At 35.4% G+C, this 15,273-nt stretch carries 10 protein-coding genes and 4 pseudogenes; 11 read left to right on the top strand and 3 right to left on the bottom strand.

Annotated elements, in window-relative coordinates; genetic code table 11:
- The first annotated feature begins 104 nt into the window (after positions 1-104).
- From M3226_RS32570 to tnpC, 5 genes and pseudogenes are all read left to right on the top strand, one after another.
- On the top strand, positions 105-527 hold the full coding sequence (locus tag M3226_RS32570) for a hypothetical protein (RefSeq protein WP_308211990.1): 423 nt from the start codon (positions 105-107) through the stop codon (positions 525-527).
- 26 nt (positions 528-553) lie between these two features.
- Positions 554-1,288, top strand: a pseudogene (gene istB / locus M3226_RS26170) (IS21-like element helper ATPase IstB).
- A 243-nt stretch (positions 1,289-1,531) separates the two neighbouring features.
- Positions 1,532-1,726 carry a hypothetical protein gene (locus M3226_RS26175; protein ID WP_251571682.1) on the top strand — a complete coding sequence of 65 codons (195 nt, stop codon included), beginning with the start codon at positions 1,532-1,534 and terminating at the stop codon, positions 1,724-1,726.
- Positions 1,723-2,076 carry an IS66 family insertion sequence element accessory protein TnpB gene (gene tnpB / locus M3226_RS26180; protein WP_251571722.1) on the top strand — a complete coding sequence of 118 codons (354 nt, stop codon included), beginning with the start codon at positions 1,723-1,725 and terminating at the stop codon, positions 2,074-2,076. Before M3226_RS26175 ends, tnpB begins: the two co-directional genes overlap by 4 nt.
- 90 nt (positions 2,077-2,166) lie before the next feature.
- Positions 2,167-3,737 (top strand): annotated as a pseudogene (gene tnpC / locus M3226_RS26185) (IS66 family transposase).
- A 287-nt stretch (positions 3,738-4,024) separates the two neighbouring features.
- On the opposite strand, the pseudogene M3226_RS32865 reads toward tnpC, so the two are convergent.
- The 3 genes and pseudogenes from M3226_RS32865 to M3226_RS26210 all read right to left on the bottom strand — a co-directional run.
- Positions 4,025-4,192, bottom strand: a pseudogene (locus M3226_RS32865) (DapH/DapD/GlmU-related protein); the annotation flags it as partial.
- 704 nt (positions 4,193-4,896) lie between these two features.
- Positions 4,897-6,084 (bottom strand): right-handed parallel beta-helix repeat-containing protein, encoded by a 1,188-nt coding sequence (locus M3226_RS26205; RefSeq protein WP_251571684.1) that lies wholly within the window; start codon positions 6,082-6,084, stop codon positions 4,897-4,899.
- Between the two features lie 144 nt (positions 6,085-6,228).
- A complete protein-coding gene (locus tag M3226_RS26210) occupies positions 6,229-7,422 on the bottom strand; it encodes an O-antigen ligase family protein (protein ID WP_251571686.1) in 1,194 nt (397 codons plus the stop codon).
- Positions 7,423-7,978: 556 nt separating this feature from the next.
- On the opposite strand from M3226_RS26210, the gene M3226_RS26215 reads away from it, so the two are divergent.
- From M3226_RS26215 to M3226_RS26240, 6 genes and pseudogenes are all read left to right on the top strand, one after another.
- Positions 7,979-9,088 carry an acyltransferase family protein gene (locus M3226_RS26215; protein ID WP_251571688.1) on the top strand — a complete coding sequence of 370 codons (1,110 nt, stop codon included), beginning with the start codon at positions 7,979-7,981 and terminating at the stop codon, positions 9,086-9,088.
- Between the two features lie 561 nt (positions 9,089-9,649).
- Positions 9,650-10,441, top strand: a pseudogene (ltrA, locus tag M3226_RS26220) (group II intron reverse transcriptase/maturase); the annotation flags it as partial.
- Positions 10,442-10,982: 541 nt separating this feature from the next.
- Positions 10,983-11,489 (top strand): reverse transcriptase domain-containing protein, encoded by a 507-nt coding sequence (locus M3226_RS26225; protein ID WP_251571692.1) that lies wholly within the window; start codon positions 10,983-10,985, stop codon positions 11,487-11,489.
- Between the two features lie 40 nt (positions 11,490-11,529).
- Positions 11,530-12,228, top strand: coding sequence for a reverse transcriptase domain-containing protein (locus tag M3226_RS32580; protein ID WP_251571726.1), 699 nt, complete (start codon positions 11,530-11,532; stop codon positions 12,226-12,228).
- 140 nt (positions 12,229-12,368) lie between these two features.
- The gene (locus M3226_RS26235) at positions 12,369-12,821 is read left to right on the top strand and encodes a group II intron maturase-specific domain-containing protein (RefSeq protein WP_251571693.1); all 453 of its coding nucleotides are present in this window, start codon (positions 12,369-12,371) and stop codon (positions 12,819-12,821) included.
- A 1,102-nt stretch (positions 12,822-13,923) separates the two neighbouring features.
- Positions 13,924-15,090: a nucleotide sugar dehydrogenase gene (locus M3226_RS26240; protein WP_251571695.1), complete on the top strand. Its 1,167-nt coding sequence runs from the start codon at positions 13,924-13,926 to the stop codon at positions 15,088-15,090.
- Positions 15,091-15,273: the final 183 nt, after the last annotated feature.

Raw genomic sequence — 15,273 nt, forward strand, 5'->3', positions numbered from 1 at the left:
AAACTGTAGGTATAAAGGAATCTGAGGATCAACATCTATTAATCTATATCCCTGAAACAGGAGAATTAATTGCAAAACATAAGATACCTGATGGGAAAGGCCAATTGATAAAGGATAGAAATCACACTCGCGACCGAACAAAAGGAATAGATGCATATCTTGATACGGTTGCGAACCAATTTAAGGATATGGAAATCGCATATGAGTACTTAACCATACTTCGTGAGAAGTATCCTCGATATATTCGAGATCAGTTACAAATCATATTAAGAGAGACAAAACAAAATAGTGATGAAATATTATCAGCAGCACTACATGAGTGTGTTAGAAGAAAATTATATAGTGCGACAGACTTCAGCGACATCGTTCAGTACATTAAACGGCAACGCCAAGTTCGTGAAACAGTGAACGACAACGCTGAGAATGTCACTCCATTAAATAATTTTACAGGTTGGATTCTAGAGACAGAAGCCCCAAAAAGAGAAGTTGATGCCTATCCGGTTTTATTGGAAGGTGATTCAAATTGATTCTACTTCAACAGCTTCAAGAACTGATGAGAACCCTTCGTATGTCTGAAACCGCAAATCATTTACCAGAACTAATAAGAGAGGCTGAGCAAAAGGATTTATCCTTTACTCAGTTTCTCCTTGAAATGGCAACATATGAGCAGAGTCGAAGAGATGAAAAGCAACTAGAAAAGCGATTTAAGTGGGCGACATTTCCCTTTAATAGCACAGTTGATGAATACGATTTAAAAGAACAAAAATCATTAAGTACTAAGAAATTAAACCAATTAAAGGACTTAACATGGATTGAGCAGCTATATAATATTATCTTTCTTGAACCGCCAGGTGTGGGTAAAACCCATCTTTCGATAGGGTTAGGAATAGAAGCTTTAAACTAGGGATATAAAGTGATTTTCACTACCATTGGAGATTTAATTCATGTGTTAAAGACAGAAGAAATTACGAGAAAATCGAAAACCAGAATGAAACGAATAAGAGAGGCAGATTTAGTTATTATTGATGATCTGATGTTTATGGCAATGGATAAGCAAGAAGCTAATATGTTCTTTCATTTAATAAATAACCTTTATAATCAAACATCTATTATCTTGACCTCAAATAAAGGTCCAAAGGAATGGGGTGAGTTATTGGGGGACCAAGCAATCACTACTGCTATATTGGATCGAATTTTACATCGTGTAGAGATTATTCATTTAAACGAAGATAGTTGGCGAATGAAACATCGAAAAACAATATTTGGTGACCAAAGTGTTTCAAATTAATCAGCAGAAATTGTGTCATTCTACTTGACGGTCACACATGCCGGCACGCGTACGTAACCCTAAAGATAAACCGAGTTTCGAAGGCTCTGTTGGGATATTTCTACATGGATCATAGCTGCATTAAGTAGTACCCACTGTTTAGTATTGAAGCGTTGAATGTAAGCCCCCAATCAAACAACGCATATAAACACACAGCGCCTCCTGGTACTATGAATGTATCAATTTAAGGGAGGTGCCTTTCGTATGCCGCAACAAAAACTAACCATTATCCCCGTTACATTACATACCGAAAACAAAGATACCTCTTCAAAAAGTCGAGCAGTCCCTTCCTCACCCCCGACTTGCGCGATCAAAACCGGCAATGTTGAAATTTCCTTCTTCAACAGCGTAGATGAGCACATTATCCAAACGATCATGAAGGAGTTGAAAGATTGGTGAAACACGATTATACAAATGTGAAAAACATTTATATCATTTGCGGTAAAACGGACATGAGAAAAGGAATTGATGGACTAGCAACACTGATTCAAGATTCTTTCGAACTTGATCCATATAGCGATTCCATTTTCTTATTTTCAGGATGGAGTAAAGATCGCTATAAATGGTTATATTTCGACGGTGATGGCTTCGCCATGCTTTATAAACGATTGGATAACGGCAAACTCCAATGGCCAAAAGATGAAAATGAAGTACGCAATCTTTCTCAACAGGAGCTTCGCTGGCTCCTCGAAGGGTTATCGATCCAGCAGCCAAAGGCAATTCAGCTATCATCAAAAGGTGTTTTCTAAATTCGTTAAAGCCATTCATTTTATCTTTATTCCACTGTTCGAACTCGTTATAATAATATAAGTGAATCCGAACGAAAAGTGGTGAATGATGTGGCTAACGCTTCTTCTACGAATGAAAATCAAAATGAGAAATTAATTCGACTGCTCGAAGAGCAATTGGCTCATTCGAATCAACAAAATAAGAACTTATCGAAACAGATTGAAGTGTTAACTGAGCAAGTTCGCCATTTAACCAAACTTTTATATGGATCAAAAACCGAAAAATCGAAATACAATACTCCGGATGGGCAAGCGTCACTTTTTGAAGATGACCCGTCTTTTAATGAACCTGAGCACACAGGAGAACAAAGCCAACAGACAATTTCTTACACTGTTGTACGAAAAGTCCAAAAGAAAAAACGAAATGATTCATTGCATGATGGTATTGAAGTAGAAGCTGTTCACCATCATCCAGAAAATACGATTTGTGACTGTTGCCTAGGAAAAATGATTGAAATTGGCAGTACAATCGTACGCGAAGAAGCAGAATTTATTCCTGCTAGAATGAAGAAAGTCCAACATATTGAACATGCTTATGAATGTAAAAGTTGTAAAGGCTCTGCATTTCATCAAGCACAAATTAAACGTGGTAAAGTGCCACAAGCTCCCATTCAACGTAGTATCGCAAGTCCTAGCGTACTTGCAAAAGTAATATATGATAAATTTTCACAATACTTGCCCCTTTACCGTCAGGTAAAGGAATGGGATCGTTATGGCCTCAATACCAATGATAAGAACCTTTCCAATTGGGTCATTCGTGCATCTCACGATTGGCTATTGCCTATTTACGAGAGATTGAAAGATTTGATGATGGATAAATCACTTTTACATATCGATGAAACGTATGGACAAATCCTCCACCGATCCGATGGGAAATCTGGTCAAACAAATGCTTATAATTGGGTGTGTCGAAGTGTTCCATACCAAGGACCGCCAATAACTCTCTTTCATAGCGCATTATCACGGGCTCGATCAGTCCTTGAAGGTTTCATTGAAGGTTTTTCTGGAACGATTATTTGCGATGGTTATTCTGCCTACGGTAAGTTAGAAGGCATTACCTTCGCAAATTGTTGGGCGCATGTCCGTCGTTATTGGCTAAAAGCGGACAGCAAACATGGGCGAATCGGTGTGAGCTATTGTGACGATTTATATCGACTCGAAAGGAAATTTAAGCATTTGTCTCCGAGTAAACGTAGAAAAAAGCGCCAAAAATACTCGAAGCCGATTGTAGATAAATTTTTTAAATGGGTGGAATCGTCACCATTCTACGGGAAAAATGCCCTCGCGAAAGTGCTGAATACACATTGAACAGGGCAAATGGGCTCAGAGCATTTCTGAACGATGGACGCATTGAAATCGATAATAATCCAGCCGAGAATGCAATCCGTCCCAACGTTATAGGAAGAAAAAATTGGCTCTTTAGTGTTAGTGAAGCAGGTGCAAAAGCGAATGCCATCTGTTTAAGTATTGCAGAAACTGCCAAAAGTAACGGTATTGATTTCTATGAATATATAAAAAAACTTTTGACGGACCTACCGAATCTCGCATTCCATCAAACCCCCGAAATTTTAGACCAATACATGCCCTGGTCAAAAACGATTCGGGCAGAATGTAGTAAATAAATGAAATAAGCCGTAATTCGATTAAAAAAATCAGAATTTACGGCTATTTATGATGCGTACCAGAAGGTACGCTTATTTTTTATATTTCGGGCTTACCGTTGAATGAGGAAGTAGGAAAGAAATTAGTGGAATTTAATCATCGTCCTTTTACCTGAAAAGAAGGATGCCGTTTTTCTGCATTTAAGAAGAGGAGAAATTTGCGCTTTCTCCTCTTCCGGACATGCCCTAACAATTTAAAATAAAAAGAACCCCTTTTTTGGGTTCTTGATAGTGTTATTCTACATTACATCATTTTTTGTTCTGTATTTGATAATTTTAGCAGGGTTTCCTCCAACAATTGCATAAGGTGGTACATCTTTAGTTACCACTGCCCCAGCACCAATTACCGCCCCATCTCCAATTGTTCTGCCAGGAAGTATAATTACTCTTCTTCCAATCCAAACATCATTACCAATTGTTACTTTTTTAGGTTTAGTCATACCCTGATTATATATAGGTGTACTTACGTCTCTAGTTTCGTGATTTTCTGTATAGATTAATGTTTCTGGACCCATCATAACATAATTACCTATAGTTGTTGGGCCTTGTACAAAACAATCTGTACCAATGTCAGAGTAGTCGCCAATTATTACATTTCTTGAAAAAGTTGCGTTTTTATGAATGTTAATATTTTGACCGGTACTACCTGTTATTTTTTTATACAAGTAACCTCTAATCTTTTTGCTAGGTTTACCGAAAAATTTGGAATAATAATTTGGTAAACGTTTCGCGATACGGTTATACAATAAGCTATAAATTTTTTCCATAAAAAGTCTTCTCCCTTTATTTAAACATAACAATTAGTATATACAGGTTTATCAAATTTTGGAAGGACTTTTTACTAACAAAATGATACATCAGCTAAATTAAAAAATAACTTTTCCGGTATCGATTGGAGTATCACATTACCGTTTTGAACATTAGATGTCCCTAAATAAATTTGTACTTTGCTGACCGAAAATGAAGCTAATAAAGTAATAAAGTTAATTCTTGAAAACTTGATGATGAAAAGGATGGAGATGTGATAGTTACCTTTTTACTAATATGATTCCATAGGCGGCATATTTTTTCACCTTCCCAAAAATGAAAAGAGCCTTTAAAGACTCTTTTTCGGAACAAATTAATTAACTAATTTATTTTTATCTACAACTATATTTGAACTGGGTTTGTTCCTCAAATAAATGACAGTTGCTTTATTTTTTACTTTGTTTCCTATTACCGAAATATTAGCGTAACTATGATCTGAATTTAAATCAATACCATTATTTTCATTGTAACGATTATCAGAAATTATATTATCAACTATCTTATAATTAGAGATAGCACGGCTACTATAATATTTAATTCCAGCGCCTTTTGTATTTTTTATCTTATTTTTCCTTACAATTACGATTTGATTAGAATCTCTCGGTTGAAATGGATAAATCCCTTCAATTGAAGGTGTTGGATGGTTAATCGTGTCAAGGCCTGTTCCATTAATTATATTACCTTCAATTATGTGGTATAAGCCTTCAATTCCATTTTCTAGTACGTTTGAAATCCGATTATTAGAAACTGTTACGTCATATGTTGACCCTGCAGAATAAATTCCATTGGCCCCTACACCTGAGTTGGTTTGGTTAATGGATCCGCAATTCCATATATCATTATCATCAATCAAGCCAGTACTAATACCCCCATAGAAGTTAATGCCTCGAAATGCTGTATCATGTATTTTATTTCGATTAATGTGAATGTTTGTTACTTTTATTAGAAATACTCCTCCGTGCCCATAAGTATGTGAAATTTCACAATCTTGAACAATGAGTTTGTTACCCACATTGGCGTAAATTCCAGAACCTTGATAAGTAGGATTTTTAGACGATGATCCAATGTTATGAATCTTGCTTTCAATAAATTGGACATTATTAAAATTGCTAAGAGTTATTCCGAAGTCTATAAAATCAATAAATGTACAATTTTCAAATTTAATATTAGCACTAGATGGTAAATCAATCTGGGAGAAATTTTTAAAAGTTATATTTCTAAATGTAACATCATTTAAATTTGAAACAGATATCTTATGTTTTCCGCCGTCAATTATGGAATTGTTATGTCCTTGAATAGTGACAGAATTTGATATCTTTGTTATATCAGCAGTTAGTGTATACGTTCCATTCTTTAATGTTACATTTTTGCCAGTTGTTAACGAAGAAATAAATTCACTTTGTGTTTCTATATGATTCGCATTGTGGTACCTAATGAGTACCACTAAAGATGCAATTGTTATGATGGCAAGAACATAAGTTAAAATCCGTGACTTGGTCAAAATTCCCACTCTCCCAAATTGGTAATATTTTTTAGTATACTTCAATATTACCTATCAGAAAATGGTGAAGTTTAGTTACTTTTGTTGGTTTAGGATCAAAAGTAACTAAAAAAGAACTCTTACTGAGTTCTTTTTAGGTCCAAATTATGCAGCTTTAACTGCCTTATTATCATTATTGTTTTCTACACGAGTGAGATATTTTCTATTAATAATTGATAGACTATTCGCTACAGATAGCAATAGTATAGCAAAAGATTCCCCAGCAACAAAAATGTTTTCAGAGTAGCTATAAATCATAATTAACAAAACAATTAGAGACAGTGAATAATATCCTTTTTGTCTTTGTTTTTTAACCGCATAGAAAAACAACGATAACAAGGCGATTACATATACTGCAGCTCCAATTACGCCAAAATCAACTAGCATTCTTAAATATTCGTTATGCATGGCCATTCCATTAAAAGCCCGAGATAAAATAGGACTCGTTTGCCATCCATAGCCAAAAATCTGATTTATAAGCGGATAGTCCCTAAATGATGAAAGCCCATCCGACCATCTCATCAATCGCCATTGATAAGAATCTATTTGACCGGGCATGGTATAACCATACGACATATTGAATATTCTTGTTGTCATTAAATATGATGAAAAATATTTATATAACGGTAATGACAAAATTGCTAATGACACTAACCCGAATATATTTAAAAGTCTCCTCTTACTAAAAATAAAGAAGTTGTATGCCAAAATAACCATTGCCACTGCAAAAGAAGTTCTTGCTCCAGTTCCAAATAAGAGTAGTAAGAGTATGAAAATGATATACGAATAGGATAAAAATTTCTTTCTACCCTCAAAATTTACTTTTTCCATAATGAATATAATCACCACTATAAGATACAAAGAGTAAAAATTAGGGTGACTAAATAGACTTTGTATTCTCCCTTGTTGCCCCATTATAACGTATTGAAATATACCAACAGCATTAAAAACAAAGGAAGAACGGATTAAGTATTTTGATAAGTCTCTTTTCTTCCAAATCATAAAAATGAAAACTGGAATATGCAGTCCTATCCTTATTACCTCGCTCAAACTATAAATTTGGCGGTCATATAGATAAAACACTAATGACGTTGTAAATATCCCTAAATATAAAGTTAGAACAATCAGAGTTGATACCCTTAATAATGGACTTACTCTTTTTAATATTAGGGGAGAGTAAAGAAAAATAATTGCATAGTCCATTGCAAATAAGGAACCATATTTAATTAAATAAAAAATATGATTCCCTGGGTCCAAAGCTAACAGAAATCCATAAAGAATCCCAATTAATAATGTCATAGAACAAACTCCTAGTGTGTTTATCGGTATTTATTTATCGATTAATTATAAACGTATTCTAGAAATTAAACAATTGGGAATTAATTGGACTATCATATTTAGATACTGTGTTGCTTGCTACAGGAACTAACTTCCTACTCAGTTACCCATATATTGTTAGGGAAATCAGTTGTTGCAAATCCTTCTTGCTTTATATTTACAAACATATTTCCAGCCATATAGGTGTTGTTCGTAGGTACAGGACTACTCGTTGGTGTATAGAATGACAACAAATGGGGAGTCGCATCTGTGAATTAGGTGGGAACAAAACTTTCCTTTAAACGACAGGATTATCAAAAAAATCCTGTAATTTAACACTATCATCTGTTATACCATCTAATTTACATCCAAATAATTTTGGGTTGTACTCTATATCCTCCTAAGATGACTTACTAAATTCAACTTTAGGACACAAAAAAGATTCCTTCCTATTTTTTCTCTATTCCACACCCCCCTTTTTAATGCTATATTAAAAATTGGCAAATTTTTTATAATTAGAAATTGTGGGGGGAAAATAGTGAAAACAGCATTTTCGTTAAATACAATCAAGAATGACAGTAAAGCTTCTAGTACTTTAGACTTATTAAGATTTTTATCAGCTTTAGTCGTATTTTTGTATCACTTTTATTTACCAGTTCCCGGATACCAAGCTGTAATGGTCTTTTTTGTTCTTAGTGGATACTTTATTTCATCTAGCGTTCTTAAAACCATAAAACAAAATAGATGGAATTGGTCAGTTTACTTGTTTAATAGGGTCACTAGGTTATGGATTGTTCTTTTACCATGTTTGTTATTAACCCTTATGTGGGCAAAATTACAGTCAGGCATTTTCGGTAATCATGAAATTGCAAATCATCTAGATATTAAAACGTTTATTGGAAACTTTTTTTTTGTACAAGATATCTTAGTTGACCAATATGGATCAAATGGTCCCTTATGGAGTTTAAGTTATGAATTTTGGTATTATATTTTATTTCCTTGCTTAATATTGGTTGTTTACTCCAAAAAAGTCAGTATGAAATGCCTTTATGCGTTTTTATTCGTTGCGATTTCATTTTTTGTCGGACAACGTATAATGTTATATTTTTTAATTTGGATGTTAGGTGCAATGATCCCGTTAGTTAAACCACTAATACTTAAAAATAAAATTGTAAAAAATATAATATTGTGGCTTTCAGTTGTTGTCTCAGTTGTATTGGCGAAATATCTCTACATCTTACTACACTTGGATCATCCGACCTATGAGCAAACAGGGAGACAATATTATGCTGATTTTGGTGTTGGTTTGGCATTTACTATAATGGTTTACTTAATCGTTTCTTTTCTAAATGAAAAAAAGATTAAAAGGATGTTTAACATAAATAAGTATCTTGCTTCATTTTCCTTTACTTTGTACTTAACCCATTACCCATTATTAAATATAGTTACTACTTGGAGAAATTCTGCATATTGGAATTTTAACCAAATCGAGACTCTTTTATTAAAACCAACAATCATACTTTCTGTTCTTTTATACGCAATTGTTATAGCATCTTTAACAGAAATGCATACGGATACTATAAAGAAATTTATATTTAAGAAGAACTCAGTAAAAATCACTAATGAATCTGTAACGAAAGCTAGTTAATGGTAAGGAGAGGAGAGACCTCTCCTTTTTTTATGCGTGCCCAGCAAGCCGTTAATTGCTAATTGGTGAAAGTCCAATCTGAGTAAGTACCAAGACGCTCAGTAGCTGACAGGCAACTGGTGAAGAAATTCTAAGGTTGAAGCCCTGTGACAAAGTAACTCTCTTGCAGAGTGCGAGCAAACTAACAGGTTGTAACATAAAGTGAATCCTACCGTCTCGTCAAAGGAACCCATCGTAGGTGGCTAAAGAGAAGTCGAGCCTTGATAAGATAGGCGAAGACCATAGAAGGTGCGAAGAACTTGGAGTAGCAGCACCGAAGAATCTCTCGGGGTAAGGGGAACGACATGTTAGGAAAGTAAATAACGGAACTGGGATACCCTCCTCGTCACTTTCTTATGAAAGTAAAGCAGAAACCTATAAGTATAAACGAAATGGTGGATGAGAGGGAGTCGGAGGGGGTCATAGTACCTATGATGACAATGACAACATAACATTGTCTAGGGAAGGACGGCGAAAGCCAGTACCCTACTTCGTTCATATGTCAGAAGGAGGTAAGAGTCAGTGAATGCCAAGAAAATGGCTAACTACACCAATAATGCAAAAGCTCAAGAACTTTGGAAGACATTATATCTTTGTGCCAAGGAACACACTGGCCGCAGATTTCATGCATTATATGATAAAATTTATCGTCCTGACATCCTATGGGAAGCGTGGAAACGTGTGAAACAAAAGAAAGGCAGTGGAGGTGTAGATGGACAGACAATAGAAAATATTGTCGACGAATATGGGGAGAAGAAGTTCTTGAACGAACTCTATTTAGAGTTAAAGGAGAATAGATACCATCCCAATCCAGTCCTAAGAACCTACATACCAAAAGATGACGGAAAGAAACGTCCACTAGGGATTCCAACTATTAAAGACCGAGTTGCACAGATGGCAATTAAAATGGTCATCGAACCTATCTTTGAAGCAGACTTTCATGACTGCTCATTTGGTTTTCGCCCTAAACTTAATGCCCATCAAGCCATGGCAAAGATACGAAAGGTAAGTAGGAAATGTTTTTGGGTAGTAGACGTCGATATCCAAGGATATTTTGATAACATCAACCAGGACAAATTGATGAAGTTGGTGGAACAACGTATCAGTGACCGAAGAGTCCAAAAACTAATTCGTAAATGGCTGAAGTCTGGCATTATGGAGGAAGGTAAAATAAGAAATCCGATTACTGGAACACCGCAAGGTGGTGTAATCTCTCCGCTTCTAGCAAATATCTATTTAAATACAATGGATATGCTTTGGGAAAAGAGATTTAACCACTTAGGTGAATTAGTTAGATATGCGGATGACTGTGTGCCACGAAAGCAACCAAAGTGTGCGTAAGCACATAAGGAAGCTATGCTGCACTCAAGATGAGAGTAGGCCTCTCGTAATCGCTATACAGGTAGAGATTACAAACCACCTTAAGGTGCTGTAGTCAAAAGCTATGGTATTGAGCGTTAAGGAAAAGGCAGAGCCAGACTTTGTCAGGTACATATTAAGGAGACGAAAACCATTGAACCGCTGAAGAAGTATCGAAAGCGTAGGGATGTCATCAAAACTGAGGGGGAGTCGTTAACTCAGGAGAAGTTCGGAGGAAACCTGTTTACTGTCCGTTAGGTGACCGGTATAAAGGCGGCGTGAACTTAATATAGGCTTGAGTGTGGAACGTGGGAACCTACGACATGGATGTTAAGGGAGAAATTCAAGTGGAAGCCCCACAAGAATCAGAGTACCAATGCCATGTATAGGGGCGGAATAACCCGTAGTAGTAATGAAACCTCCTAACGGAGGTGGAACAAAGGGGTTATGTTATTCAGTTTTATGAGCAAGTCAACCATTTTAGTGGGAGGAACTTATGAGTAAAACAAAGCCATATGCGATATCTAAAAAGGTAGTTTATGAAGCTTTTCTAAGAGTAAAGGCAAATAAAGGGTCAGCTGGAATTGATGAAGAGTCAATAGAAGAATTCGAAATGAATCTAAAAGATAATCTCTATAAACTATGGAATAGAATGTCCTCAGGAAGTTACTTTCCCCCAGCAGTAAAGGCTGTAGAGATACCGAAGAAAGCTGGGGGTACTAGGACATTAGGGATTCCAACTGTTGCAGATAGAATTGCACAAATGGTTGCGAAACTGTACTTTGAACCTTCCGTAGAACCTTTCTTTCATGAGGACTCTTATGGTTATAGACCTAACAAAAGTGCCATTCAAGCTTTAGAGATAACACGTAAAAGGTGTTGGAAATACAACTGGGTTCTAGAATTTGATATTAAAGGCTTATTCGACAACATTGATCATGGATTACTAATAAAAGCAGTGGAAAAACACACAAATATTAAATGGGTAAAAATTATATATTAATAGATGGCTAAAGGCACCTTTTCAAACGAAAGAAGGAGTAATAGAACGCACTTCTGGTACACCGCAAGGTGGAGTCATAAGTCCTGTTCTTGCAAACCTTTTTCTACATTACACATTTGATAAATGGATGACTATTAACCATCCTAATAATCCATTTGCGAGATATGCGGATGACGCAGTCATTCACTGTAAGTCAGAAGCAGAAGCAATGAGATTGCTTGAATCTCTAAACAATAGGATGAACGATTGTAAGCTTGAACTGCATCCAACCAAAACACGAATTGTATATTGTAAAGATGAAGATAGGAAAGAAAATTACGAAAATACTTCATTTGATTTTCTTGGATACACGTTCAGACCAAGACGTTCGAAGAATAGATGGGGAAAGCATTTTATTAACTTTACACCTGCGATTAGTAACAAAGCTAAGAAATCAATTAGGCAAAAAGTGAGGGACTGGAAACTACAGCTGAAAGCTGAAAAGGACCTTACGGACCTATCGAATATGTTTAACTCTAAAATCATAGGCTGGATTAATTTCTATGGCAAGTTCTACAAATCTGAAATGTACTCAACGTTAAGGCATATTAACAAAGCCTTAATAATGTGGGCGAGGAAGAAATACAAAAGATTGGCTCGTCACAAGAAGAGAGCAGAATATTTCTTAGGTAGAATTGCAAAACAAAACCCCAAGCTCTTTAAACACTGGGAAATGGGTATTAAGCCTACGGCTGAATAATGGGAGCCGGATGAGCTGAGAGGTTCACGTCCGGTTCTGAGAGAGACTACTGGGGAGGTTCCAGTGGTCTACTTGCCTCGTCATCATGTGCAAATCCAAACAACAAGCATTGGAAAGCATTAAAGTAATTCAGTCAATTAATGGGGAGACTCGACCTTTCAATCAATCGTGATAAATCCAGGTTGGTCCACCTTTGGGATGATATCGAAGGTTTTGACTTCTTAGGGTTTCATAACCGAAAGTTTCCAATCCGCAAAAAGGGCGGGTATACTCTGTTTGTCATGTCTCACATTCCGAAAAAGAACGTAATGAAGAAAATGCGAGCAAAGATTAAAGCATACACAGAGCCAAGAGCAAAATTGTATTTGGATATTCATGACTTAGTGATGGGGTTAAACAAGAAACTGCAAGGTTTCAAGAACTACTATCTCTTATCTTCCAATGCAAAGAAATGGCTTAATCGGATTGATTGGTATGTTTTAGAACGCCTTACTTTATTCTATAACAAGAAAAGAAATAGGCAGAAGAAGCATGGGAATTTAACAGACGTAAGAAAAGAGATTGGTCATATATTGGTGAGGCTATCTGGTTAATATCTGTAAAGCCAAAGAAAGAAGAACGTCGGAAAGCTGTATGAGGGAAAACCTCACGTACGGTTTGATGAGGAGGAACTGAAAGTAAAAGAGATAGCCGAAGGCTATCCCTTTGAAATCAGTTTCTTACTCTACTGTCTAACCAGCCGTTAGTAAACGCATTTTTATAGTGATGTTTATCGGCACAATTGCCGGGAACTAATACCCTTAGCAAAATAACGATGTTGTTGCCTATGTTTAATTTATACACCAATTATTCATCTTTTGTTTCCCTATGCCCACAATCTTTGCATATAAAAATCACTTCCATATCTATTGTTGCAAAAACCTCGACAATATTTGAATTACAAATGGGACAGGTAATAATAAATTCCATAAAATTTTCTCCAATTATACATTTAGCTGCTTCTTGTGAATTATGCATTTTGTAATCTTGCTTTGATACTTAAATTTGTCGGCGCAACCGCCAGGCTTGCTATACCCCTTACTAAAATTGCTGGATTATTAGCATCCCTATAAAATTGATATTTTAGTATTATCATAAGCCGCTGAGAATTTAGTGCTATCTGACGTGGCTTTTAAAATGGTCGTTTTGTCCTCTTTAACATAAAATTACCCACATTTCCGTCATCATAGGCGTTAATGTATCCGTATAAAGTTGCTGGCATTGGAAATGTGTTTCCGCTTGCTGAATTGCCAAACAGAGAACAAAATAATTGTGAACCTTTATCAAGTTTGATAGTGGTTTCTATATCCAATATACAAGGATATGTCGTTTGTAAATTTCGTCATCGTAATGAAGAATTTGGAACGGTACTGAGCATCAGAGTATTGACGTAAAAAGGGTCATTATAAGAGTTATTGATGAAAATGATTGTCCAAATGGAGTTTTTCGTGTAAACTTGTCAGAGACCTTTTAAGTGGATGTGGACAGGTTACCACCTAACTTATCCAGTATAAAGGACTTTTCTTTGTCTAAAATTATAATACTGAACCTTTTAGTACTTTTATTAGTTAAATTATAAATATTAATTAAAAATAATGTAACACTTATCATTAATATTTCGTTATCAAAAAAAGAGCAGTGGAGATGTAATGACAAATGAGAATAACAATTGCTGGAACAGGCTATGTAGGATTATCGAATGCAATTCTATTAGCACAACACAATGAAGTCATAGCCCTAGATATTATTCAAGAAAAAGTAGAAATGATTAATAATAGGAGATCTCCAATAATTGATCATGATATCGAAGAATACTTAGCATCAAAAGAGCTAAATTTAACTGCTACAACCGATAACTATAAAGCATTTAAAGATGCAGAATATGTAATCATTTCAACTCCAACAAACTATGATCCGGAAAAGAATTACTTTAATACTAGAACGGTTGAAGCAGTTATTGCCAATGTATTATCCATCAATCCAGATGCAATCATGGTAATTAAATCAACCGTCCCGGTAGGTTATACGGAAAAAGTAAAAGAGAAGTTTGAAACGGATAATATTATTTTTTCTCCGGAGTTTTTAAGAGAAGGTAAAGCCCTTAATGATAACCTATATCCTTCAAGAATTATTGTTGGAGAACAATCAGATCGAGCAAGATTATTTGCTGATCTACTAGTAGAAGGTGCATTGAAAGAAAATATTGATGTCTTATTTACAAATTCAACAGAAGCGGAAGCAATTAAACTATTTGCAAATACTTATCTAGCAATGAGAGTTGCCTTTTTTAATGAGCTGGATTCATATGCGGAGGTTAGAGAATTAAATACTAAGCAAATAATCGATGGTATTGGGCTTGATCCACGAATAGGGAATCATTATAATAATCCTTCATTTGGTTATGGGGGATATTGCCTGCCTAAAGATACGAAACAGTTATTAGCTAATTACTCTGATGTTCCAAATAATATTATGTCAGCCATTGTTGATGCTAATAGAACTAGAAAAGATCACATTGCAGATATGATTATTAAAAGGAACCCGAAGATTGTTGGGATTTACCGTCTTACCATGAAAATGGACTCTGATAACTTTAGGCAGTCAGCTATTCAAGGGGTTATGAAGCGTATTAAGGCGAAGGGCATTGAAGTGGTGGTATACGAACCGGCCATTCATGAAGATCAATTCTTTAATTCAAGAGTTATTAATGATTTTGAAGAGTTCAAGAAAATATCTGATGTGATTGTTGCTAACAGGTTATCTGAAGATTTACATGAGGTAAGGGATAAGGTTTACACTAGAGACTTGTTTAGTAGGGACTAGACAATAGTTATTCTATTAGGATATGGGGAGAGGACATAGGTCTTCTCCCTTCTTTAGATGTGAAGTGTTTTAGAAAGACCATTGCTTATTATATTTCTGATTTTTGATATGGACATGCTTCAAGAAATATTGCGTTAAAATGAATCTTTAGACCTGGTGATTTCAGGTTATTAGCGAGGCCAT

It is taken from the genome of Neobacillus cucumis, from assembly GCF_023715505.1.

Coding starts and splice junctions, on each gene's coding strand:
- M3226_RS26240 (WP_251571695.1), top strand. CDS start 13,924: ATGAGAATAACAATTGCTGGAACAGGCTATGTAGGATTATCGAATGCA.
- M3226_RS26175 (WP_251571682.1), top strand. CDS start 1,532: ATGCCGCAACAAAAACTAACCATTATCCCCGTTACATTACATACCGAA.
- M3226_RS26210 (WP_251571686.1), bottom strand. CDS start 7,422: ATGACATTATTAATTGGGATTCTTTATGGATTTCTGTTAGCTTTGGAC.
- M3226_RS26235 (WP_251571693.1), top strand. CDS start 12,369: ATGGGGAGACTCGACCTTTCAATCAATCGTGATAAATCCAGGTTGGTC.
- M3226_RS26225 (WP_251571692.1), top strand. CDS start 10,983: ATGAGTAAAACAAAGCCATATGCGATATCTAAAAAGGTAGTTTATGAA.